The following is a 21898-nucleotide window of genomic DNA, read 5'->3' as shown; positions in this document are numbered from 1 at the left end:
GTGAGCAGGCTCGCAGAGCGAATTGCCAAACCCATCGTCGCGGTGATGCGGTTCTTTCGCGGAAAGCGCGGGGAGGGGTGGGTATGAGTGAGACGATTGCGCCCCGCTGCCTGCCAATTCGGGCGGCAGCAGAATATCTCGGGATCAAAGAGAGCCTGTTCCGTGAACGGGTTGCCCCAGAAATTGCCTCGTTCACCATTGGCACGCGCCGCCTCTGGGACCGCAAAATGCTGGATCGGTGGCTGGATCGTCAGTCTGGCATCGAGAGCGCGACGGCGCAGACCAGGCCGCGCAGTGCATTGGATGAATTGCTGAACACCTGATGGTCTCTGTCCGAGTGAAATACCTGCAACGGCACCGGGGCAGGGACGGGAAGGTGCGCGTGTATTTCAGACATCCGCGCCTTCCACGTCAGGCCCTTCCGCCCGTAGATGATCCCGCTTTCTGGTCAGCCTATCATGCAGCCATTGCCCAGATCCCGAAAGACGAACCAAGACCCATCCGTGGAACAGGAACATTCGCGCGGCTGTGTGAAGACTGGCTCAAGAGCAATGCCTTCCTGTCGCTCAAGCCCTCAACACAGGTGGGGCACCGCAATATCGTCCTGCGCATGATGCGGGAGGATTTCGCCACGTTCCATGTCGCAGACTTCGAGCCGAAACATATCCGGGCAATCATCAACCGATTCTCAGACCGACCGGCATCTGGGAACCGGTGGTTGCGGATCTTCGGCATCCTGTTCCGTCTCGCCATAGAGCAGGACCTGATCCAGGTAGATCCTGCCCGAGATGTCCGACGCCTGAAAGAGAAGGCAGAAGGCGCCAGGCCATGGACGGAAGTGGAGGTTGCACAGTTCCAGGCGCACTGGCCCTTGGGGTCACGAGCCAGAACAGCTTTCGCGCTTCTGCTCTACACTGGCCAGCGGCGGTCTGATGTCGTGAAAATTGGTCCGGCCTCTGTCAGGGATGGCATGATTGCTGTCACGCAGCAGAAGACCGGTACAAGCCTGATGGTGCCGATCCTAAAGGATCTGGCTTTGGCGCTGGCGGCAACGTCGGATGTGAAGGCCTACTATCTGGAGGTCACGCCCGGTCGAAAGCCATCTTCCGATTCGCTTGGAAATCTGATGAAGGATTGGACGCTGGCGGCGGGGTTGCCATCAGACCTATCAGCCCATGGCCTGCGGAAAACGGCAGCCCGAAGGCTGGCCGAGGCGGGATGCACCACGCACCAGATCGCGGCCATCACTGGCCATAAAACACTGGCGGAGGTCGAGAGATACACGCGCTCGGTTGATCAGAAACGGCTGGCAAAGCAGGCTATCGCGCTTCTTGAGGCTGTAAAACAAAATCCGGGAGATTGTAAAACCGGCTAGAAAACGGCTGTTTTCTGCGGGTTAAAATTGTCTCTGGAGGTCCGGGCGGGAATCGAACCCACATACGCGGATTTGCAGTCCGCTACATCACCATTCTGCCACCGGACCTCGGCGGAGACAGGCGCTATATCTCTCTTAGCGCCCGAAGGGTCAAGACCGATAATTGATCTGCGGAAGGATTTTTCTTCTGCCTTCCAACAGGCTATTAAGGACTGATTCACATAATGCTGTGATATGATGCATACTTAAAGAGCAGGAAATCTCATGACTTCAGGATGCAACGGCGCGATGAAACTGAAAGCCCCCCTCGGGCTTGGTCTTCTGTCGCTTCTCCTGAGCGGAACTGCTCTTGCCCAGAAATATGACGGCAGCAGTTCACCCAATTTCATCCCGCATACTCTTCAGGAAGCGCTTTCGACAGCCTATCTGACCAATCCGACACTGCGGGAAGAGCGCGCTCACCTGCGCGCCACGGATGAACAGCTCCCCACGGCGCTCGCAGGCTGGCGCCCCACGGTCCAGACCAGCCTGAACCTCACGTACTATGATGGCAGCACCAATTACGCCTCGAAAGGCGGCTATCTTGGCAGTTCACGCCGCTATCAGACGCCCGGCTACTCAGGCACCGTCGGCATCACCCAACCGCTCTATCAGGGTGGCAAGACGGTCGCCAGCGTTCATGCCGCCACGAATCAGATCATGGCTGAACGCGCCCACCTGATCCAGACGGAACAGGATGTCTTCACCAATGTCGTCAGTGCCTATGTGGGCATCATCGAAGACGAGCAGCTCCTCCAGATCGCCATAAACAACGAACACGTTCTGCAGCAGCAGGTTGAGGCGACTCAGGAACGCTTCCATGTTGGTGAAATTACCCGGACTGACGTTGCACAGGCACAGGCAGCCCTTGCCAGCGCAACCGCCGAGCGGCAGCAGGCCGAAGGCACGCTTCAGAGCGCCCAGGCGACCTATCTCCAGATAGTCGGTATTGCCGCGGCCCCCAATCTGGTGCCCCCGCAACCCCTCAACCTTCCCGTTCACAGCGAACAGGAAGCCGTGGCCTCTGCTGTTCAGAACAATCCTCAGGTCGTCAACGCGCTTTTCACCGAGGCCCAGCGCAAAGATAATATTTCCGTCCAGATTTCCCAGATCATGCCCAAGGTTTCTGCAAGCCTGAATTATCAGCATCAGGTCAATCAGGCTTATGGGGACTCCCTACAGGACAACAAGTTCGGCGAGATCGAGTTCAGTGTTCCCCTTTATCAGGGCGGCTCAGAATATGCCTCGATCCGGGGCGCCCGTCAGGATGCCCAGGCGGCACACCGTGAAGTCGATGTCCAGCGCAGGACGGCCCTTCAGAAGGCCGCTTCAAGCTGGCAGCAGATGGTTTCCTTCAAGCAGTCGATTTCCAGCGACCGCATGGCCATTTCGGCGAATGTGATCGCTCTGGACGGTGTCGAACGGCAAGCTCTCGTGGGAACGAGCACGACGCTCGCGGTCCTTCAGCAGCAGCAGACCCTGCTGCAGTCCCAGCGGACCCTGGTGCAGCATCTTTCAAACCTCGTGACCTCTTCCTACGCCGTCGCGGCCGCGATCGGACGGCTTACAGCCGTCGATCTCAAACTGGGCGTCCCGCTTTATGACGAAAAAGCCTATTACAACGCGGTCAAGAACAGGCTGTGGGGTCTGAGCGACTATGCGATCAACCAGCCCGGACGATAAAACTTTTCAATAAACGGAATATTAACAATCCATGACTTCTTCTGACTCGATCCAGCAAGACCACCATGCCGATGAAGCGATGACAAACGTCCTGAGTTCGATCCGGCGGGCTCTTCATGAGGATTCCACATCACCTGAATCGACAGAGGAAAAACCCAGCATGCCGGCCCAGGAAGAAGAGCTGACCCTCGATAACTCCATGATGGTCGCACCACCCGTGACAGCGGCTCCGGCCGAAACTGCCGCCGCTTCCGCATCTGAAGCCATCCCGGCAGCGCAGCCGGACCAGAGCGAACCGGCCAAGGATGATCTCATGAACGCCCGGACAGTGGCCGCGGCGGAGCGTTCTCTGGATGAACTGCACGCAGCGTTCAGCGGGGTTCCCCCCCTTGCGTCCGACACAGTCATCAGCCGGGCCAGCGGCCTGACGATCGAGGATATGGTACGAGGCGAAGTCCGGAGCATGGTGCGTACATGGCTGGATGCCCATCTTCCGTCTCTGGTTGAAATTCTTGTCCGTGCGGAAATTGCCCGTCTGCGTCCACGAGAGTAAGAAAAGAGGTGGAAGCGCGTTCTTCCACCTGCTGTACTGACTGTCCTGGATAACCATGCTCGAAAAAAGCTTCGTCCCCGCCGACCATGAAAATGCCCTCTACGATGCGTGGGAGAAAAGCGGCGCTTTCCGGGCCCACCCCGACAGACCGGGTGAGCCTTTCTCGATCATGTTTCCTCCACCAAACGTCACGGGAACGCTCCACCTCGGGCACTCACTGAACTTCGTCCTTCAGGACATGCTGATTCGCTGGAAACGTCAGGAAGGATTCAATGTCCTCTGGCAGCCAGGAACGGACCACGCGGGCATCGCCACGCAGATGGTCGTCGAGCGTGCCCTCGACAAGGAAGGCACCAGCAGAACCGCTCTGGGGCGCGAAGGTTTTCTCGAACGTGTCTGGGACTGGAAGCAGGAATACGGCGGCACGATCGTCAAACAGCTCCGCAAACTCGGCGCCTCGGCGGACTGGGAACGTGAGCGGTTTACGATGGACGACGGATTGTCCCGTGCTGTCCGGAAGGTTTTCGTCACCCTTTATAATGAAGGTCTGATCTATCGCGACCGGCGTCTGGTGAACTGGGACCCGAAATTTCGTTCGGCCATCTCGGACCTGGAGGTTGAAAACCACGAGACCAAGGGGTCCATGTGGTATATCCGCTATCCGCTGGAGGACGGCCGGACCATCACGGTGGCCACAACACGTCCGGAAACCATGCTGGGCGATGTCGCCGTGGCCGTTCATCCAGAGGATGAGCGCTATGCCGATATGATCGGCAAGACCGTAATCCTCCCGCTTACGGGGCGTCGCATTCCCGTCGTTGCCGATCTGCATTCCGATCCGGAAAAGGGCACAGGCGCAGTCAAGATCACGCCGGCACATGACTTCAATGACTTTGAAGTCGGCAAGCGTCACAATCTGCCGGCTCCGACTGTTCTTGATGAAACAGCCTGCCTGTGGATCGAGGAAATCCGTCCTGAACTCCGCGACGTCGAAGGACTGGCTTCGGTTGCGTTCGTCGAATCCCTGAATGGGCTGAACCGCGAAGAAGGCCGCAAGCAGGTTGTTGCCGAACTTGAGCGTCTGGAATGGCTGGAGAAGATCGAGCCGCACAAGCTTCAGGTGCCACATGCGGAACGTGGCGGTGCGATCGTTGAGCCGCGCCTGACGCTTCAGTGGTACTGCGATGCCAAGACCCTGTCCGGCCCCGCCGTAGAAGCGGTCGAAAGCGGAAAGATCGCTTTTGAACCGCGACAGTGGGAAAATACGTTCCACGCCTGGATGCGCGATATCCAGCCCTGGTGCATCAGCCGGCAGCTCTGGTGGGGACACCGGATCCCGGCCTGGTATGGCGCGGACGGCAAGGTCTATGTCGCTGAAAATGAACAGGATGCGCAGGCCCAGGCCGGCGAGGGCGTAAGCCTCACGCAGGATGAGGATGTTCTGGACACATGGTTCAGTTCGGCCCTGTGGCCCTTTACGACACTTGGCTGGCCTGACAAAACGGAAGAGCTGGCCCGTTACTATCCGACCAGCGTGCTGGTTACGGGCTTTGACATCATTTTCTTCTGGGTCGCCCGGATGATGATGATGGGTCTGCACTTCATGGATGATGTTCCGTTCCGGACTGTCCTGATTCATGGGCTGGTCCGGGACGAGAAGGGCCAGAAGATGTCCAAGTCCAAGGGCAACGGTCTTGATCCGCTGGATCTTGTGGCCGAGTTCGGGGCAGATGCGACGCGTCTGGCTATCTGTGCGGGCACGGGGCCGGGGCGGGATATCAAGCTTGGGCGCAAGCGTGTCGAGGAACATCGCGCATTCATTACAAAACTCTGGAATGCCGCGCGTTTCCTTGAAATGAACGGTGCCAAGCCGATGGAAGGCTTCGATCCGGCAAGCGTCAAGAGCGCGCTTGGGCGGTGGATCCTGACCGAAGCGAACGATGCCATCACCGAAGCGGGGCGGGCCCTTTCGGTCTATCGTTTCGATGAATATGCCAGCTGCTGCTACCGTTTTGTCTGGAGCCGTTTCTGTGACTGGTTCGTGGAGTTCTCGAAGCCCGTCTTTGCGGCGGAAAACGAGGAAACCGCCGAGTTGCGGGCTGTCAGCGCGCATGTTCTGGGGCTGATCCTGCGTCTGATGCAGCCGGTCATTCCGTTCGTGACGGCGACGCTGTGGCAGGAGCTTGGCTATCCGGGCAAATTCGAAGAGATCCGCTGGCCGGAGATCATGACGGTGACCCGGGCCGACGAAGCCCGCGCCGAGCTGGACTGGGTGATCCGGCTGATCGGGGATGTCCGGACGGTGCGTTCGGAAATGAACATCCCGCCATCGCAGAAGGCACCGCTGCTGCTGCGTGATGCCGCCCCGGAAAATCTGGAGCGCGCCAAGACCTGGGCTGAGGCCATTGGTCGTATGGCCCGTGTTTCCGAAATCGGGGTTGTCGGCGAGGATGCGCCGCGCAATGCCGCCCAGCTTGTTCTGGATGAGGCGACCGTCTTCATTCCGCTGGAAGGTCTGATCGACCTTGAGGCGGAACGGGCGCGACTTGCCAAGGAAATCACCCGGATCGAAGGCGAGATCCTGAAGGTAACGCGCAAACTGGACAATGCGGATTTCGTGGCTCGTGCAAAGCCGGAAGTGGTGGAGGAAAACCGGGAGCGTCTGGTGTCATTCCAAAGTGATCTGGCTCGCCTGAAGGCGGCTCTGGGGCGTCTTGCCTGACTTCAGAACATCCGCCAGTCTTGCTGCGGTCCTTCTTGCCATTATGGCAGAGCTAGCCACAGCAAGCCCGCTGCCGGAGGGGAGAAGCCTTGAGCATGCCGCCATAGCCGGCGAGCATCTTGCGGTTTCGGTCTTCAGGCCCGCATCCTGCAATATCAGGGCAATCCTGATTGTGCTGGCAGGCAAAGAGCGCGATAGCGCGACGTATCGCGACGATTCTATTCCGCTGGCCAGACATGAATGCAGTCTGGTGTTCGCACCCGATTTTCCCATTTCACGCTTCCCCGTGCAGCAATATCAGCGCGGGGGTTTTCCGGCGTCTTCACCAACGGCAATTCCGGCTTCCCTGTATATGAGACCGCTGGAGCAATGGGCACGCAATGTTTCCGGGGAGCCGCATATTCCGATCATTCTGATAGGGCACTCCGCGGGCGCGCAATACCTGGAACGGGTCGCAGCCTATGTTCCCGGCGAAGAGACCATGACGGTCATCATGAATCCCGCGACCTATGTCGAGCCGGAGACGGAGACCCCTGTGCCGTACGGATTTCGCAACTGGCCCGAACCGGCCAGCCTGCCGGATCTCAAGCGTTATCTTTCGCGGAATATCGCAATCATTCTGGGCGCGGACGATACCGCGCCTTCATTACCTTCAGAGCTCGTTCCCGATGCCGTAGAGCAGGGTCGAAACCACCTTGAACGCGGGCAGTGGGCCTATGCCCAGGCCCGGGAGCAGGCTGAGAAACTCAATGTGCCCTTTGGCTGGACGATTACACTCGTTCCGGCGACGGGGCATGTTGCGTCCAGAATGCTGGCGTCCGCCGAATTGCAGGACGCCGTCGAGAGTGCGATCAGGTCCGCGTCTTCACGATGATCTGAGACAGATCACGGACGGCGCCATGGGCCGCACTCGTGGTCATGGCGGCGTAGGCCTGAAGAGCTTTTGAAACGACGCGCTCGCGGTCCGGCGTCCACGCGCTCGCTCCACGCGCCTTCATCTGCTCCCGCCGATCGACAATGTCGGCATCCGAAACGGCGAGATGCAGGCTGCGCTTGGGGATATCGATTTCGATGCGATCGCCGTCCTCGACCAGTCCGATCAGTCCACCTTCCGCGGCTTCGGGGGACATGTGTCCAATAGACAGACCCGAGCTTCCGCCTGAGAAGCGGCCATCCGTGATAAGCGCGCAGACCTTGCCCAGACCCTTCGACTTCAGATAACTCGTCGGATACAGCATTTCCTGCATGCCCGGACCGCCCTTGGGGCCTTCATAGCGGATGACCACGACGTCTCCGGCCACGATGCGGTTACCAAGGATCGCCGCTACGGCATCGTCCTGGCTTTCGAACACCCGCGCTGTTCCCGTGAAGGTCAGGATGCTGGCTTCGACACCGGCCGTTTTGACGATGGCGCCGTCTTCGGCAAGGTTGCCGTACAACACGGCCAGACCGCCATCCTGCGAGAACGCATGCGCCTTGTCGCGCAGCACGCCGCCTTCGCGGTCCTGATCCAGTTCGTGGTAGCGGCTGGACTGCGAGAAGGCATGAACGGTCCGGACATTGCCGGGGGCGGCCCTGAACAGATGGGCGGCTTCCTCATCACCGTTCAGGATGTCCCATTTCTTCAGCGCATCGCCGAGTGTGGATGCATGGACGGTCGGGACGCTCGTATCGATCAGGCCAGCGCGGTCCAGCTCGCCCAGAATGGCCGGGATGCCGCCGGCACGATGGACGTCTTCCATATGAACATCATTCTTGGCGGGCGCGACCTTGCACAGATTGGGCACACGGCGCGACAGGCGGTCGATGTCGTGCATGTGGAAATCGACGTCGCCTTCGCGGGCTGCCGCCAGAAGATGCAGGACCGTGTTGGTGGAGCCGCCCATGGCGATATCGAGCGTCATGGCGTTCTCGAATGCCGCGCGCGTCGCAATGCTGCGGGGCAGAACGGACGCATCGTCCTGTTCGTACCAGCGACGCGCCAGTTCCACGATCCGACGGCCTGCGCTCAGGAAGAGTTCGCGGCGGTCGCTGTGGGTGGCGAGCAGGGAGCCATTGCCGGGCAGGGACAGGCCCAGCGCCTCGGTCAGACAGTTCATGGAATTGGCGGTGAACATGCCCGAGCACGACCCGCAGGTTGGACATGCGGAGCGTTCGATCTGGTCGGATTCGCTGTCGGACACGTCCGGATTGGCGGCCGCGACCATGGAATCAATCAGGTCCAGCTTGCGCGTCACACCGGGGCCGTTGATCTTGCCTGCTTCCATCGGGCCACCGGAGACGAACACGACGGGGATGTTCAGGCGCATCGACGCCATCAGCATACCCGGCGTGATCTTGTCGCAGTTGCTGATGCAGACGATGGCATCCGCGCAATGGGCATTGACCATGTATTCCACGGAATCCGCGATCAGCTCGCGCGAGGGCAGGGAATACAACATTCCGCCATGGCCCATCGCGATGCCGTCATCGACCGCGATCGTGTTGAATTCCTTGGCAATTCCACCGACTTCCTCGATCGCGGACGCCACCAGACTGCCCATGTCCTTCAGATGGACGTGGCCAGGCACGAACTGTGTAAAAGAGTTGGCAATGGCGATGATGGGTTTGCCGAAGTCGCCGTCCTTCATGCCCGTCGCCCGCCAGAGGGCACGCGCGCCAGCCATATTGCGGCCATGTGTGGTGGTGCGGGAGCGATAGGCGGGCATGGAAGATACTTTCATGACAGGAGAAGGCCCTGATCCATAGCGAATCAGGCGCGGAGAAGCCAGTGCGGGAAAGATTTGAAAACCCGGAGCGGCTCCTCTTGCCCGAAAGACTCCGTCCGGTCCAAACTCGCAACAAAAATCAGGAGCATTTCGTGAGACGTCATTTTATGAGCCTCGGCACAGCTCTGGCCGTAACCTGCCTGTGTGCAGCGCAGGCAGCCGAACCCGCCACCGGCCTTCCGGTCACGCCCGACATGATCCAGACGGGCAGCGATATTCCCGTTCATGTCAACATGCCGGTCGATCAGCGCGACTACATCAAGCGCGACGTCATGATTCCCATGCGCGATGGCATCAAGCTGCATACGGTGATCGTCATTCCCAAGGGAGCGAAAGGCGCGCCGATCCTGCTGACGCGGACGCCCTATCATGCGAGCGCGCGGGTCAATCGCATCAATGATGCGCCGACCATGCGCGCCATCCTGCCGCAGGGCGACGGGGTGTTCGTGGATGAGGGATATATCCGCGTCTTTCAGGATGTCCGGGGCAAATATGGCTCCGAGGGTGATTATGTCATGACCCGCCCGCCGATCGGCCCCCTGAACCCGAGCAAAACGGACGACACGACGGATGCCTGGGATACAATCGACTGGCTGGTGAAGAACTTGCCCGAGAGCAACGGCAAGGTCGGCATGACGGGGTCGTCCTATGAGGGCTGGACCGTCGTCATGGCGCTGCTAGATCCTCATCCGGCCCTGAAAGTCGCCGCACCGGAGAGCCCGATGGTTGATGGGTGGATGGGAGATGACTGGTTCCACTACGGTGCCTTCCGCCAGGCCGGGCTGGACTATTTCACATCGCAGATGACGCGGGCGGGATCCGGCGATTCCATCCCCCGCCCGGATGCGGACGACTATACGACGTTCCTCGCCGATGTCTCCACCGGCAATTTTGCGACGAAGGCCGGGCTGGACCAGTTCCCCTGGTGGCGCCGGATCAAGGCCCATCCGGCCTATGACGCCTTCTGGCAGGACCAGGCGCTGGACCAACTGATCGTAAAGAAGCCGCTCAAGGTTCCCACGATCTGGGAGCAGGGGCTGTGGGATCAGGAAGACATGTGGGGCGCGATCCATTCGTGGATGAACCTCAAAGCACATCACACGCAGGTTCCGAACATCCTCGTCATGGGGCCGTGGCGTCATAGCGGCGTGAACTATGATGGCTCCACGCTTGGCCCGCTGCATTTCAACGGTGACACCGCCCTGTGGTATCGCGCCAATGTCATGCGGCCGTTCTTCGATCACTATCTGAAGAACGCGCCTGATCCGCATCTGGATGAAGCCATCATCTACAATACGGGCGAGAACCACTGGGATCACTTCCGCAACTGGCTGAGTGACTGCGGCACGACCTGCATGCAGAAGGGCGAGCGCCTGTATCTGCAGCCGGATCATGGTCTGGCCTTCAAGCGCACGCTGCCCGGCACGGACAGTTATGTCTCCGATCCGGCCCATCCGGTGCCTTTCGTCCAGCGTCCATTCATGATGGGCGAGGACCCGCGCTGGAAGGCCTGGCTCGTGACCGACCAGCGCTTCGCCGAAAGCCGCCCGGACGTCCTGACCTACGAAACGCCCGTGCTTGACGCTCCGGTCACGGTATCGGGTGTGCCGACAGCCGATATTTTCGCCAGCACCACGGGAACGGATGCGGATTTTGTGGTGAAGATCATCGATGTCCAGCCGGGTCTGACGCCGGATAATCCGCAGATGGGTGGTTATGAGCTGCCGATGTCGATGGATATTTTCCGCGGACGTTACCGGCAGAGCTTTACGCATCCATCCGCCATTCCGGCGGGGCAGGTGCAGGAATACCGCTTCACGCTTCCGGCCATGAACCATGTGTTCCTCAAGGGGCACCGGATCATGGTACAGATCCAGTCGAGCTGGTTCCCGCTCTATGACCGCAACCCGCAGACTTTTGTGCCGAACATTTTCGACGCAAAGGCTGCGGACTATCACGTCGCGACCCAGACCATCCATCGCGGTGGCGATCATGCCAGTGCCATCTGGCTCCCGACCGTCACACCGGCGCAGTAATCCCGCGCGCTTCACTCCATCCGGTAACTCGTCAGACAGGATCAGCCTTCCCATATAGGAGGGCTGATCCTTTTAGCGGAGCATCATCATGACGACCCAACAGTCTTCCATCCTTCTTGGCGCAGGCTGCTTCTGGTGCGTCGAGGCCGTCTTTACCGGTCTGCGCGGCATCATTTCGGCCGAACCGGGCTATGCCGGCGGCTCCGTCGACAACCCGAGCTATGAAGACGTCTGCACCGGACGGACGGGCCATGCCGAAGTCGTGAAGGTCGTCTTCGATCCGACCGAAATCGGCCTGGAAGACGTTCTGCGCGTGTTTTTCACGACGCATGATCCCACACAGCTCAACCGTCAGGGCAACGATGTCGGCACACAGTACCGCTCCGTCATTTTCGGGGATGCCGCCCAGCAGGAAACAGCCCGCAGGGTGCGGGATGAAATCGCGGCCGAAGGCATCTGGCCTGACCCGATCGTGACCTCCATCGAAGGGGCCACCCGTTTCTGGCCCGCCGAAGAGAAGCATCACGATTATTTCGCCCGCAACCCGCAGACGGCGTATTGTGCGGCCGTGGTGGCTCCCAAGGTCTCCAAGGCCCGCAAGCTTTACCGCGATCGCCTCAAGCAGCCTGACTGAGGCGGAGTATGGGTGCTTTGTCGCGGAGCGTTTTTCGGATACCGTGACAAACCATGACAAAGACACCTTCTTTCCCGCCGCTCCGTACCCGCCAGGCCCGCTATGACGCCGGCGTGGCCCTGCGCAAGACCGTCAGGCGCAGCAGCCACGCCCTGTGGGTTCCGCCCGCAAAACGCCCTGATCCGATCGGTATCCTGCTGGAGCAGGGGAAGAGCCGGATCGCGGATCTGCTGCCGATCCGCCATCAGCGCATGAAGGCCTCACCCTTCGCTTTCCTGCGCGGGGCGGCGGCTGTCATGGCGTCTGACCTGTCTTTTACGCCGAAAACCGGCCTGCGGGTGCAATCCTGCGGGGACTGCCATCTGGACAATTTCGGATGCTATCCGTCTCCGGAAGGGCTTCCGGTCTTTGATATCAACGATTTCGATGAAACCGCCCCCGCGACGTTCGAGTGGGACCTCAAGCGCCTGGCGACGAGCCTTGTGCTGGCGGGACGCGAAGCCTCGCTGTCCGAAAAGCACTGCCGTCGTCTGGCTGTCTCGGCCGTTCAGCATTACGTCGATGAAATTGCCCACCTGTCAAAGCTTCCGCCGCTTCAGGCCTGGAACGAACGGATCGATCTGCGGGCAGTCATTGACGGGATCGTGGACGACAGGATCCGCACGGGCATGATGGAGAAGATCCAGTCCGAACTTGGGGCCATTTCCGGCCATTTCGGCATGATCGATCCTAAATCCGCGGGACGCCTTAAGGAACATCCGCCTTTCGTCACACGCCTGCCGCAGCACAATGACATCGTTCGTGGCGCCTTCGCGCGTTACGTCAGTGACCTGCCGCCCGAGCGCAGGATCGTCCTGGAGCGCTATGCCCTGCAGGACGTGCTGTTCAAGGTCGTCGGCATTGGCAGTGTCGGGACATTCTGTGCGCTCGGACTGTTCACGACCGCCGATAACGAGCCTCTGATTCTTCAGATCAAGGAGGCCCAGACCTCCGTTCTCGAACCTTTCCAGGGCGCTGTGGAGCTACCCAATCATGGGGAACGGGTTGTGACCGGACAGCGCATCATGCAGGCCAGTTCGGATACATTCCTGGGCTGGACGCACACCACCGGCAAACGCACGACCGACCAGACCGGACGCAAGGCCGGTGGGGGACGGGATTTCTATGTGCGCCAGACCAAGGATGTCCGTCTGGCCATGATCGGCGAGAAGATCGAGGACGCGCTTCTGCCGGAATACGCCGCACTCTGTGGCCGGACTCTGGGCCGCTCACATGGCCGTTCCGCCGACCTGCCCCTGCTGGCCGGCTATCTGGGAAAGGGACATTCCTTTACCCGAGCCATCGCGGATTTTGCGGTTCTCTATGCCGATCAGAGCGAAAAGGACTGGAAAGCCTTCACGCAGGCTATCGCGGACAAGCGCGTCTGCTGCGTCTGAAGGCAGAGGCTTATTCCTCGTTTTCCAGATGGAAGCGGTCGGACTCCTCATCGTAGTCGAACAGTTCGGCATAGCGGGCCCAGCCGATGGCCGTGGTGAGGGTCTGCCGCGCATAATCGGGTGACATGCTCTCTTCCATGGCCTTGCGGAACCGGGCCGCATCCACGGTGTGGCTCGAACGCTCGTCCAGCGTACTGCGGATGGAGCGGAGAAGGGGCAGGTGATGCAGGAGCGCTTTGCGCATCAGGTCCTTGCGGGTATCTGAATCGCCTTCGACAAAAGCCTGACCATCGGGCGTCAGCAGAATGTCGCCATCCTCAAGCTCCGCCAGGTCCAGAAGCTGAAGCGACTCACCCAGCGGCAAAAGGTCATCCAGCGTCATCTGGAGGCGCTGTGCCAGTTCGGGCAGATCGGCCCGTCCTGAGAGCGGCTCACTTTCCAGCACTTCCATCAGTCCGACCAGAACCTCGACCGCCAGATCCGGCAGCACGATGGAGAAGGGCGGAAGCGCGGTGGCCGAGGCGACAGATGGCTGGATCGGATCCGCCTCGGAGACGATGGGCGCGCGGCGCGTCATGAGCGCATAGATCTGGTCCACGAAGCGGCGGAAATCCTCGTCGTCGCGGTTACGCGGATGGGGGAAGGGAACCGCGATCTCATGCGTGACACGGCCGGGGCTGGACGAGAAAATGAGGATGCGATCACACATCAGAACCGCTTCCTCGATCCCGTGCGTCGCCAGAAGCATGGCCTTGAGGGGCAGGCGCTTCTCGTCCCACAATTCGATCAGATCGGTCCGCAGGTTTTCGGCACTCAGGACATCCAGTGCCGAGAAGGGCTCGTCCAGCAGGAGCAGGGATGGCTGAAGCGCAAGCGCCCGGGCAAAGGAGACACGCTGGCTGAGCGCCTCGGAAAGCTCTTTCGGATAGGCGTTCTCGTAGCCTTCGAGCCCCATGACCTCGATGGCGGCATCGGTCATGGCTTCGCGCTCGGCACGGGGCAGGCGGCGCATTTCCAGACCCAGCGCCACATTCTGTCGCAGGGTCAGCCAGGGGAAAAGCGCTCCGGACTGAAAGACCGTCGCCACACCGTCCAGTGGCCCGGTGACGGGCGCACCCTGCCAGAACACCTGTCCTGACATCGGCTGCGTCAGCCCGGCCATGATCCGCAGCAAAGAGGATTTCCCGGAGCCGGAGCGCCCGAGAAGCCCCAGGATTTCACCTGTCCGCACATCAAAGCTGACATGATCGAGCACGACCAGATCCGTGCTGCTCTCCTTGAGATAGGTCTGGCGACATTCGCGAAGGGACAGGAGAGATTTCATGGGTCTGTGGATTTCAGCCTGGAGTTCAGATTGTATATTTCTGGGCCGCATTCACGGCGAGAGGTTGCAGGACCAGTCGATCCAGCAGCATGGATAGAAGCGTCAGCAGCATCAACGCGAGGATCTGCGCCGCCACGGCTCCGCTCAGGGCCTCTGAGAGCAGAGCAGCCCCAAGACCGCTATCGGACGGCACGAAAGCCTCAGCCACCATCACTTCATTCCAGACCGGCACCACCGCCGTCAGCAGCCCGCCGCAAAGCTCCGGCGCGATGGCTGGCAGCAGAAGGCGCCGCCACAGCAGGACACCCCGCAACCGCAGGCCCGCCGCGACCTGTCTGAGACCCGAGGGAATGGCTTTCGCCGCGTCGAGCACGACAATCCCGACCAGCCAGTGCGCGCCCAGAAAGAGCAGAATGACCGGGGAATCGAGCCCCAGTTCGCGACAGAGCGGATAGAGGAGCACGGCCGGAAAAAGACCGCAGGCCATCACGGCCATCCGACAGACATTGCGCAGGGAAGATCCGTGCTCGCTGATGAGAAGACCCAGCGGAACCCAGACCAGCACACACAGGAGCAGCGTCCCGCAGACATGCGAAAGCGTCAGCACACTCTCGACCAGATCCGCGGGGAGCTGCCGCAGAAGGCCGACGTGATAGACCGCATAAACCAGAAGAAACAGGGACACGACAGGCAGGAGCGCCTCTGGAAGCTCCCGGACTGTCCTGTGGCACTCTGGAAGGATGCTGCGCGGACGGCCCAGGCGCCAGTTCCCGATCCAGATCAGAGCATCACTCACGCCTCCGCTGAGCCAGAGCATGAGCTTTGTGCGCCGCCACACCTTCAGCAGCCAGGACTGCGGACGGGAGCGTTCCTCGAACGTGCCTTCGGGCCGATATCGCTGCGCCCAGCCCACCATGGGACGCATGAGAGCCTGATCGATCACGAGGATCAGCAGAAGAATGATCCCGGAGACTTCGACGATCCGGAACGGATGATGATCCAGCATGGCCTGCAGGGCGGCCGCACCACATCCGCCCGTTGCCTGATGGCCCATCAGCATCATCAGACCTTCGGCGGACAGCAGCCGGACCCAGAAAGCCGGCATGGCCTGCATGGCCCTGAACGTCGTCAGCGGGACGGCGATTGGCATCTGGAGGCGCCAGAAACGCTGCCAGCCCGTCATGCGCAGGCCGGTCGCGACTTCATCAAACGCGGGAGGAAGCGTGTCTTCCGCGTCAAGCACGGCCGTCACGATCCGCCAGATCATGCTGGACGCGGCAACCAGCATGATGGTCAGGGCCGGGGGGAAAACGGCGGCCAGAATCCCGATCAATCCGAGGCCCGGAACGGCACGGGCGACAGAAAGGGCGGGGATGAGAAATGCCCTGAAACGGGGCCACTGACACGCCGCCCCCGAGAGAAGCAGCGATGCCGCCACCACAATCAGCAGGGACAGGAGCACATGCAGGAAGGTCAGCCCCGCCATCTCCCACAACGGCAGGGGAGCAGCCGGTGACATGGCGGAAAGGACAGGTGCGACAGAAACGCGGGGCAGCACCAGAAGTGCGAAAGCGGTCGCACAGAACAGGATCGAAAGCTCGATACCGCTCATGCGCTGTCGCCAGCGATGCATGATCCGCATGGGCATGGCCATCGGGCTGCCCGTCATGATGCGCGCGATCCTTCCTCTTGATGGAAACCAGAGGTTAGAAAGAGACGTCTGGAAGGCTCAAGTGTTTTCTGCATGTCACCGGCCGGATCAGTGGCCGGTGCTGCCAAAGCCGCCCTCGCCACGCACCGTCTCGTCCAGCGTCTCGACTTCCGTCCAGCGCAGGCGGGAGACCGGGGCCAGCACACCCTGCGCGATCCGGGTGCCACGCTCGACGGTAAAGGGTTCGGTACCCGCATTCATGACGATGATGCGAAGCTCGCCGCGATAGTCTTCGTCGATGGTGCCGGGCGAGTTCGGCAGCGTAATCCCGTGCTTGAGAGCCAGCCCCGAGCGTGGACGCACCTGAAGCTCATAGGCGGGCGGCAGGGCGATGCACAGCCCGGTCGGCACCAGAACGCGCTCACCCGGAGCGATCGTCAGAGGCGCGTCCACAGCCGCCAGAAAATCGAATCCCGCGGCACCGGCAGTGGCATAGGCGGGGAGGGGAAGGCCCTCGGAATGAGGCAGGCGCGTGATGCGCACATCAATCAGGTCTGTCGTCATGGCCTCTGTCTTATCCCGGATCGCAATGCCTATGAAGTCGGATCAGCGAAGAACGCCGCAATCCTCTGCACGAGCTGTTCCGCAACATCTGTCTTATCCATTTCCGGCCAACTCTGAATGCCATTGTCGTCGATCAGGCTGACGGTATTGCGCATGGTGCCGAACACGCCCTGTCGCACATCATTGGCAACCAGCCAGTCACATCCCTTACGCAGACGTTTGGCCTGGGCGTTGTCCAGAACATCATCCGTCTCGGCGGCAAATCCCACGACAAGGCGCGGGCGTTGGGCGGCACGGCAGAGCGTTGCCAGAATGTCGGGGTTTTCCACCAGTTCGAGTCTGGGCGGTCCGTCCCCGGTCTTCTTGATCTTGCCCGGCGCCAGTTCCTTTGCACGCCAGTCACTGACTGCCGCTGTGCAGACGGCAGCATCGACCGGCAGGGCCGTTTCACAGGCCGCCAGCATTTCGCGGGCGGTCTGAACGGAGATGCGGTGAACGCCTTTTGGTGCAGGGATCGAAACCGGCCCACTGACCAGTGTGACGGCCGCGCCTCGTGCCGCCAGCGTCGCTGCAATAGCGTAGCCCTGTCGGCCGGAAGAATGGTTGGACAGGAACCGCACGGGATCGAGCGGCTCGACGGTCGGGCCTGCCGTTACGAGAATGCGGCGTCCGGCCAGGGAGCGGTCCGGCGTCAGGATATGCAGGATGGCATCGCGGATCACGGACGGCTCGCTCAGGCGGCCCGCGCCGACTTCTCCGCAGGCCATGCTTCCCACGTCCGGCCCGACGACGGCGACGCCGCGCGCCCCGAGAGCTTTCAGGTTAGCCTGTGTCGCAGGGTGTTCCCACATCCGCACATTCATGGCCGGGGCCAGCAGGATGGGGGATTTGGTCGCGAGCAGAAGCGTGGTCGCCAGATCATCGGCAAAACCATGGGCCATGCGCGCCATGATGTTGGCAGTGGCGGGGCAGACGACCACGAGATCCGCGCTCCGGGCGAGGGCGATATGGCCGATCTCGCTTTCCTGCGTCGGCTCGAACAGCGCGTCATGCACGCGCTCGCCCGCCAGCGTCTCAAGGCTGAGTGGCGTGACGAAGGCTTTGGCGGCCTCGGTCATGACGGGCGTGATGGCAATGCCCTCAGCCCGCAGCAGCCGCATCAGCTCAAGTGCCCGGAACGCCGCGATCCCTCCCGAGACGATCAGCAGGACGCGGCGCATGGTCTTACAGACGCCAGCCGGAATGGATGGCGGCGATGCCACCCGACAGATTACGGTACTGGACCTGCTCGAGCCCGGCATCACGCATCATCTGCGCCAGCGTTTCCTGATCGGGGAACATGCGGATGCTCTCGGCGAGGTACTGGTAACTTTCGGAGTCCTTGGCGATGATCTGTCCCATCTTGGGCAGAACCTGGAAGGACCACATGTCATAGATCGGCGCGAGCGCCGCGATCTCGACCTGCGAGAACTCCAGACAGAAGAAGCGGCCGCCCGGCTTGAGCACGCGGCGCGCCTCACGCAGCACGGCCGACTTGTCCGTGCAGTTGCGCAGTCCAAAGGCAATGGTCACGCGATCAACGGAGCAGTCGGGTAAAGGAATGGCTTCCGCATCCACGACGCAGACCTCGATCTTGCCGATCAGCCCGGCCTTGATGGCACGGTCCCGTCCCACGGAGAGCATGGCGGCATTGATGTCGGACAGGATGGCCGGGCCACCGCCGGCACGGAGCCAGCCAAAGGTGATGTCACCCGTACCGCCCGCCAGATCCAGCAGCTTCATGTTGGGGCGCGGATTGAGCATGCCCACGAAAATGCGCTTCCAGACGCGGTGAATGCCCAGCGACATCACGTCATTCATGATGTCGTATTTCCCGGCGACACTCTCGAACACCTCCCGGACCATCGTCTTCTTCTGGCCGCGCGGAACACTCCGGTAGCCGAAATCGGTGGTGTCCTCGGCGTGTGCGGAGGACTGGAAGGGCGAGGCGTTGTGTTCTGCGCTATCGGTCATGGGGCAATCGATATATCGTTGAGGCCAGCCATGCCAGAGCTTCCAGAAGTCGAAACCGTCATGCGCGGATTTCGTGATGCCTTCGAAGGGCACCGAATCAGCCATGTTTCCGTCAATCGCCCCGACCTTCGTTGGCCGTTTCCCGCTGATCTGCGGGAAAAGCTGGAAGGCCGTCACGTTCTCTCGTTCCGCAGGCGTGCGAAGTATATTCTCATGCGTCTTGAGGACGGGTGGAGCATGCTGCTGCACTTAGGCATGTCGGGCCGACTCACGATCGGCAGAGCAGGAACGAATGCGACTCCGCCAGCGCATGAACATCTGGTTCTGGAGACGGACAGCGGCGCGCGGGCAGGGCTTGTCGATCCCCGGCGCTTCGGAATGGTCGATCTGATTCAGACGTCTGAAGAGAACAGTCACCGCCTCCTGGCCCATCTGGGAATGGAACCTCTTTCGGATGCCATGACCGGTCCGGCACTGGCGGATCTGTTCCGGGGCAGGCGCTCGCCGATCAAATCCGCGCTGCTGGATCAGAAGCTGATCGCGGGTCTTGGCAATATCTATGTGTGCGAGGCGCTGTTCCGCTGCGGCATTCATCCCGAACGACGGACCTGTACCCTGAGGAAAGAAGAGACCGGCGCCCTTGCAGAGGCCGTTCCGCAGATCCTGGAGCAGGCCATCGCGTCCGGAGGATCGTCCCTGCGCGACTATGTGCAGGCTGACGGCACGAAAGGCGGGTTTCAGGACCTGCATCTCGTCTATGGACGTGAAGGCGCTCCGTGCCCCAACTGCGGCGCGGAGAGTCCGATCCAGCGCATGACGCAGTCAGGCCGGTCAACGTTCTTCTGTCCGACCTGTCAGAAATAGGCCCAGAGATAGGCGGCGCGACAGGAAGATGCCCCCATCCTGTGTAAAATGTGCAAAACGCTTGACGGGACCCGTCCGGACAGAGTAGACGGCGCCAACCATTTACGCGACCAAAACGCAAACTGAACCGAAAGATCCATGGCAAACACAGCTTCTGCCCGCAAGCGTATCCGTCAGAACGAACGTCGCCGTGAGCGCAACGTCGCCCGCATGTCCCGTATGCGTACGTTCATCAAGAAGGTTGAACTCGCCATCCAGGCCGGTGACAAGTCTGCTGCGGCGGAAGCCTTCAAGGTAGCACAGCCGGAAATGCAGCGCGCGGCAGGCAAGGGCGTGATTGCCAAGAACACGATCAGCCGCAAGCTGTCCCGTCTGTCCGCCCGCGTGAAGGCTCTGGCAACCGCCTGAGTTTCTCACCTTCGGGTCGGAACTGAAGAACGCGCTCCCTGCCAGGAGCGCGTTCTTTTTTGACTGCATCCCTGAAACTTTCTCCGGGCGCCTGATCCTTGGGTTGCTTATGAGGAACACCCTCATGACATCCCGCTGAGCCCTGCGTGTTCCAGCTTGCCTCGGGCAAAACGGATGCCTATTCTGGACGTTCGACAAAAAAGTATCGGCTGCTCTGGCTCTCCGGAAACTCGTCGGCTTTTCTGCTGCTGATTTTTCGTCGAGAGCACAATCACCCTGTGCGCAGGGACCGACAACAACTGCCTGCCCTGTGCGGGATATGGATATGAAAGGGGGTATAATGGTGGAAAACGCTCAGTATCTGGACGCCAGCGCCTCCGCCCCCGGTTCGACGACACCGCTGGAAACCGCCTGGATCCGCGTTCGTGAGAAACTGAAGAGTGAGGTTGGCGAGGTCGAATACCGGACATGGCTCCGGCAGATCGTTCTGGGCCCACTCGAAGAAGATGAACTGACCCTCTATCTGCCCACGCGCTTCCTGCGTGACTGGGTCCGCAGCCAGTATGAAGAGCGCCTTCAGACGCTCTGGCGTACCGAGCGCGAGGACATCAAGGGGGTCGAGCTTCAGGTCAACCGTGGGCTGCCGGAAGTCTCCATGGGAGACACGGAGGAGGGAGAAGACGACCCGGCCGAGGGGCATGAGCTCGCGCCACAGGCTGCTGCCCCCGAGAGTCGCAGCGATCTGGCCGTTCCTCTCGATCCGCGTTTCACGTTCGATACCTTCATCGTCGGCAAGCCCAACGAGTTTGCCTATGCCTGCGCCCGCCGCGTGGCTGAAAAACCATCGAGCCCGGGCTTCAATCCGCTGTTCCTGTATGGCGGAGTCGGCCTCGGCAAGACCCATCTGATGCACGCCATCGGAACGGAGCTGACCCGGACCGGAAAGGTCTCCGTGGCTTACATGTCCGCGGAAAAGTTCATGTACCGCTTCATCGCGGCGATCCGTTCGCAGTCCACGATGGAGTTCAAGGAACAGCTCCGGTCCGTTGACGTGCTGATGATCGATGATCTCCAGTTCCTGATAGGCAAGGACAACACGCAGGAAGAATTCTTCCATACGTTCAATGCCCTCGTCGATGCAGGTCGCCAGATCATTGTCAGTGCCGACAAGAGTCCGTCCGACCTCTCCGGCCTTGAAGACCGTCTGCGGACCCGTCTGGGCTGCGGCATGGTCGCCGATATCCACGCCACGACCTTCGAGCTGCGCATTTCCATTCTGGAAGCCAAGGCCAAGGCATCGGGCACGCATGTTCCGTCCAAGGTTCTGGAATATCTCGCCCACAAGATCACGACCAATGTCCGTGAGCTTGAAGGCGCGCTGAACCGCCTGATTGCCCATGCTGATCTGGTTGGACGTCCGGTTACGCTTGATACGACGCAGGATGTTCTCAAGGACATGCTGAAGGCGCACGATCGCCGCGTGACGATCGAGGAAATCCAGCGCAAGGTTTCCGAGCACTGGAACATCCGGCTTACGGACATGTCCTCGGCCCGCCGTGCCCGTGCCGTAGCACGCCCGCGTCAGGTTGCCATGTATCTGGCCAAGCAGCTGACGAGCCGGTCCCTTCCGGAAATCGGACGCAAGTTTGGCAACCGCGATCACACGACCGTCATGCACGCCGTCAACCGCGTGACCGAGCTGATGGATCAGGACACGTCCTTCGCCGAGGACGTGGAACTGCTACGCCGGATGCTGGAAGGCTGACCCCGCGAGACCTCCGATCCCTCTCTTTCCCGAGGGGCGGGGGTCTGCTAGGTTCTCTCAATT

Annotated in this window: 18 protein-coding genes and 1 tRNA gene; 12 read left to right on the top strand and 7 right to left on the bottom strand. The window is 60.9% G+C overall.

Going from position 1 to position 21898, the window contains the following annotated elements:
* Positions 1 to 83: 83 nt before the first annotated feature.
* Together GFJ39_RS01205 and GFJ39_RS01200 are read left to right on the top strand one after the other, a co-directional pair.
* Positions 84 to 323, top strand: coding sequence for a hypothetical protein (locus GFJ39_RS01205; RefSeq protein ID WP_153429182.1), 240 nt, complete (start codon positions 84 to 86; stop codon positions 321 to 323).
* Positions 324 to 376: 53 nt separating this feature from the next.
* Positions 377 to 1375, top strand: a complete 999-nt coding sequence (locus tag GFJ39_RS01200) for a tyrosine-type recombinase/integrase (protein ID WP_194285247.1) — start codon at positions 377 to 379, stop codon at positions 1373 to 1375.
* A gap of 34 nt (positions 1376 to 1409) precedes the next feature.
* Here GFJ39_RS01200 and GFJ39_RS01195 read toward each other — a convergent pair.
* Positions 1410 to 1483 (bottom strand) — tRNA-Cys (locus GFJ39_RS01195).
* Between the two features lie 156 nt (positions 1484 to 1639).
* On the opposite strand from GFJ39_RS01195, the gene GFJ39_RS01190 reads away from it, so the two are divergent.
* From GFJ39_RS01190 to GFJ39_RS01175, 4 genes are all read left to right on the top strand, one after another.
* On the top strand, positions 1640 to 3097 hold the full coding sequence (locus GFJ39_RS01190) for a TolC family outer membrane protein (RefSeq protein ID WP_228391727.1): 1458 nt from the start codon (positions 1640 to 1642) through the stop codon (positions 3095 to 3097).
* A 160-nt stretch (positions 3098 to 3257) separates the two neighbouring features.
* Positions 3258 to 3650: a DUF2497 domain-containing protein gene (locus GFJ39_RS01185; protein WP_228391726.1), complete on the top strand. Its 393-nt coding sequence runs from the start codon at positions 3258 to 3260 to the stop codon at positions 3648 to 3650.
* Between the two features lie 55 nt (positions 3651 to 3705).
* Positions 3706 to 6372 (top strand): valine--tRNA ligase, encoded by a 2667-nt coding sequence (locus GFJ39_RS01180; protein WP_153429179.1) that lies wholly within the window; start codon positions 3706 to 3708, stop codon positions 6370 to 6372.
* Positions 6365 to 7246: a hypothetical protein gene (locus GFJ39_RS01175; RefSeq protein ID WP_153429178.1), complete on the top strand. Its 882-nt coding sequence runs from the start codon at positions 6365 to 6367 to the stop codon at positions 7244 to 7246. The genes GFJ39_RS01180 and GFJ39_RS01175 overlap by 8 nt, the downstream gene beginning before the upstream one ends.
* Here GFJ39_RS01175 and ilvD read toward each other — a convergent pair.
* Positions 7224 to 9080 carry a dihydroxy-acid dehydratase gene (gene ilvD, locus GFJ39_RS01170; RefSeq protein ID WP_153429210.1) on the bottom strand — a complete coding sequence of 619 codons (1857 nt, stop codon included), beginning with the start codon at positions 9078 to 9080 and terminating at the stop codon, positions 7224 to 7226. The genes GFJ39_RS01175 and ilvD overlap by 23 nt on opposite strands.
* Positions 9081 to 9247: 167 nt before the next feature.
* Here ilvD and GFJ39_RS01165 point away from each other — a divergent pair, with 167 nt between their 5' ends.
* The 3 genes from GFJ39_RS01165 to GFJ39_RS01155 all read left to right on the top strand — a co-directional run bounded on the left by GFJ39_RS01165 (position 9248) and on the right by GFJ39_RS01155 (position 13246).
* Entirely contained in the window at positions 9248 to 11176 is a 1929-nt protein-coding gene (locus tag GFJ39_RS01165) for a CocE/NonD family hydrolase (RefSeq protein WP_228391730.1), read from the top strand.
* A gap of 88 nt (positions 11177 to 11264) precedes the next feature.
* Entirely contained in the window at positions 11265 to 11810 is a 546-nt protein-coding gene (msrA, locus tag GFJ39_RS01160; protein WP_153429176.1) for a peptide-methionine (S)-S-oxide reductase MsrA, read from the top strand.
* Between the two features lie 53 nt (positions 11811 to 11863).
* A complete protein-coding gene (locus GFJ39_RS01155; RefSeq protein ID WP_153429175.1) occupies positions 11864 to 13246 on the top strand; it encodes a DUF2252 domain-containing protein in 1383 nt (460 codons plus the stop codon).
* A 10-nt stretch (positions 13247 to 13256) separates the two neighbouring features.
* Here the strand turns inward: GFJ39_RS01155 and GFJ39_RS01150 are convergent, their stop codons facing one another.
* The 5 genes from GFJ39_RS01150 to GFJ39_RS01130 form a co-directional block, all read right to left on the bottom strand.
* Positions 13257 to 14570, bottom strand: a complete 1314-nt coding sequence (locus GFJ39_RS01150) for an ABC transporter ATP-binding protein (protein WP_153429174.1) — start codon at positions 14568 to 14570, stop codon at positions 13257 to 13259.
* A gap of 25 nt (positions 14571 to 14595) precedes the next feature.
* A complete protein-coding gene (locus GFJ39_RS01145) occupies positions 14596 to 16239 on the bottom strand; it encodes an ABC transporter permease subunit (RefSeq protein WP_153429173.1) in 1644 nt (547 codons plus the stop codon).
* Positions 16240 to 16329: 90 nt separating this feature from the next.
* A complete protein-coding gene (gene dut, locus GFJ39_RS01140) occupies positions 16330 to 16785 on the bottom strand; it encodes a dUTP diphosphatase (protein WP_153429172.1) in 456 nt (151 codons plus the stop codon).
* Between the two features lie 29 nt (positions 16786 to 16814).
* Entirely contained in the window at positions 16815 to 18005 is a 1191-nt protein-coding gene (gene coaBC / locus GFJ39_RS01135) for a bifunctional phosphopantothenoylcysteine decarboxylase/phosphopantothenate--cysteine ligase CoaBC (RefSeq protein ID WP_153429171.1), read from the bottom strand.
* A gap of 4 nt (positions 18006 to 18009) precedes the next feature.
* Positions 18010 to 18798: a class I SAM-dependent methyltransferase gene (locus GFJ39_RS01130; RefSeq protein ID WP_153429170.1), complete on the bottom strand. Its 789-nt coding sequence runs from the start codon at positions 18796 to 18798 to the stop codon at positions 18010 to 18012.
* 30 nt (positions 18799 to 18828) lie between these two features.
* Here GFJ39_RS01130 and mutM point away from each other — a divergent pair, with 30 nt between their 5' ends.
* The 3 genes from mutM to dnaA all read left to right on the top strand — a co-directional run bounded on the left by mutM (position 18829) and on the right by dnaA (position 21835).
* Positions 18829 to 19662, top strand: a complete 834-nt coding sequence (gene mutM, locus GFJ39_RS01125) for a bifunctional DNA-formamidopyrimidine glycosylase/DNA-(apurinic or apyrimidinic site) lyase (RefSeq protein WP_153429169.1) — start codon at positions 18829 to 18831, stop codon at positions 19660 to 19662.
* 138 nt (positions 19663 to 19800) lie between these two features.
* A complete protein-coding gene (gene rpsT, locus GFJ39_RS01120; protein ID WP_011253998.1) occupies positions 19801 to 20070 on the top strand; it encodes a 30S ribosomal protein S20 in 270 nt (89 codons plus the stop codon).
* A gap of 325 nt (positions 20071 to 20395) precedes the next feature.
* On the top strand, positions 20396 to 21835 hold the full coding sequence (gene dnaA / locus GFJ39_RS01115; RefSeq protein WP_194285246.1) for a chromosomal replication initiator protein DnaA: 1440 nt from the start codon (positions 20396 to 20398) through the stop codon (positions 21833 to 21835).
* Positions 21836 to 21898 lie beyond the last annotated feature (63 nt).

Source organism: Gluconobacter aidae, from assembly GCF_009547075.1.
GTDB lineage: Bacteria > Pseudomonadota > Alphaproteobacteria > Acetobacterales > Acetobacteraceae > Gluconobacter > Gluconobacter aidae.
Note: the sequence above shows the minus strand (reverse complement) of the source record. Positions and strands in the feature narration are given on the sequence as shown.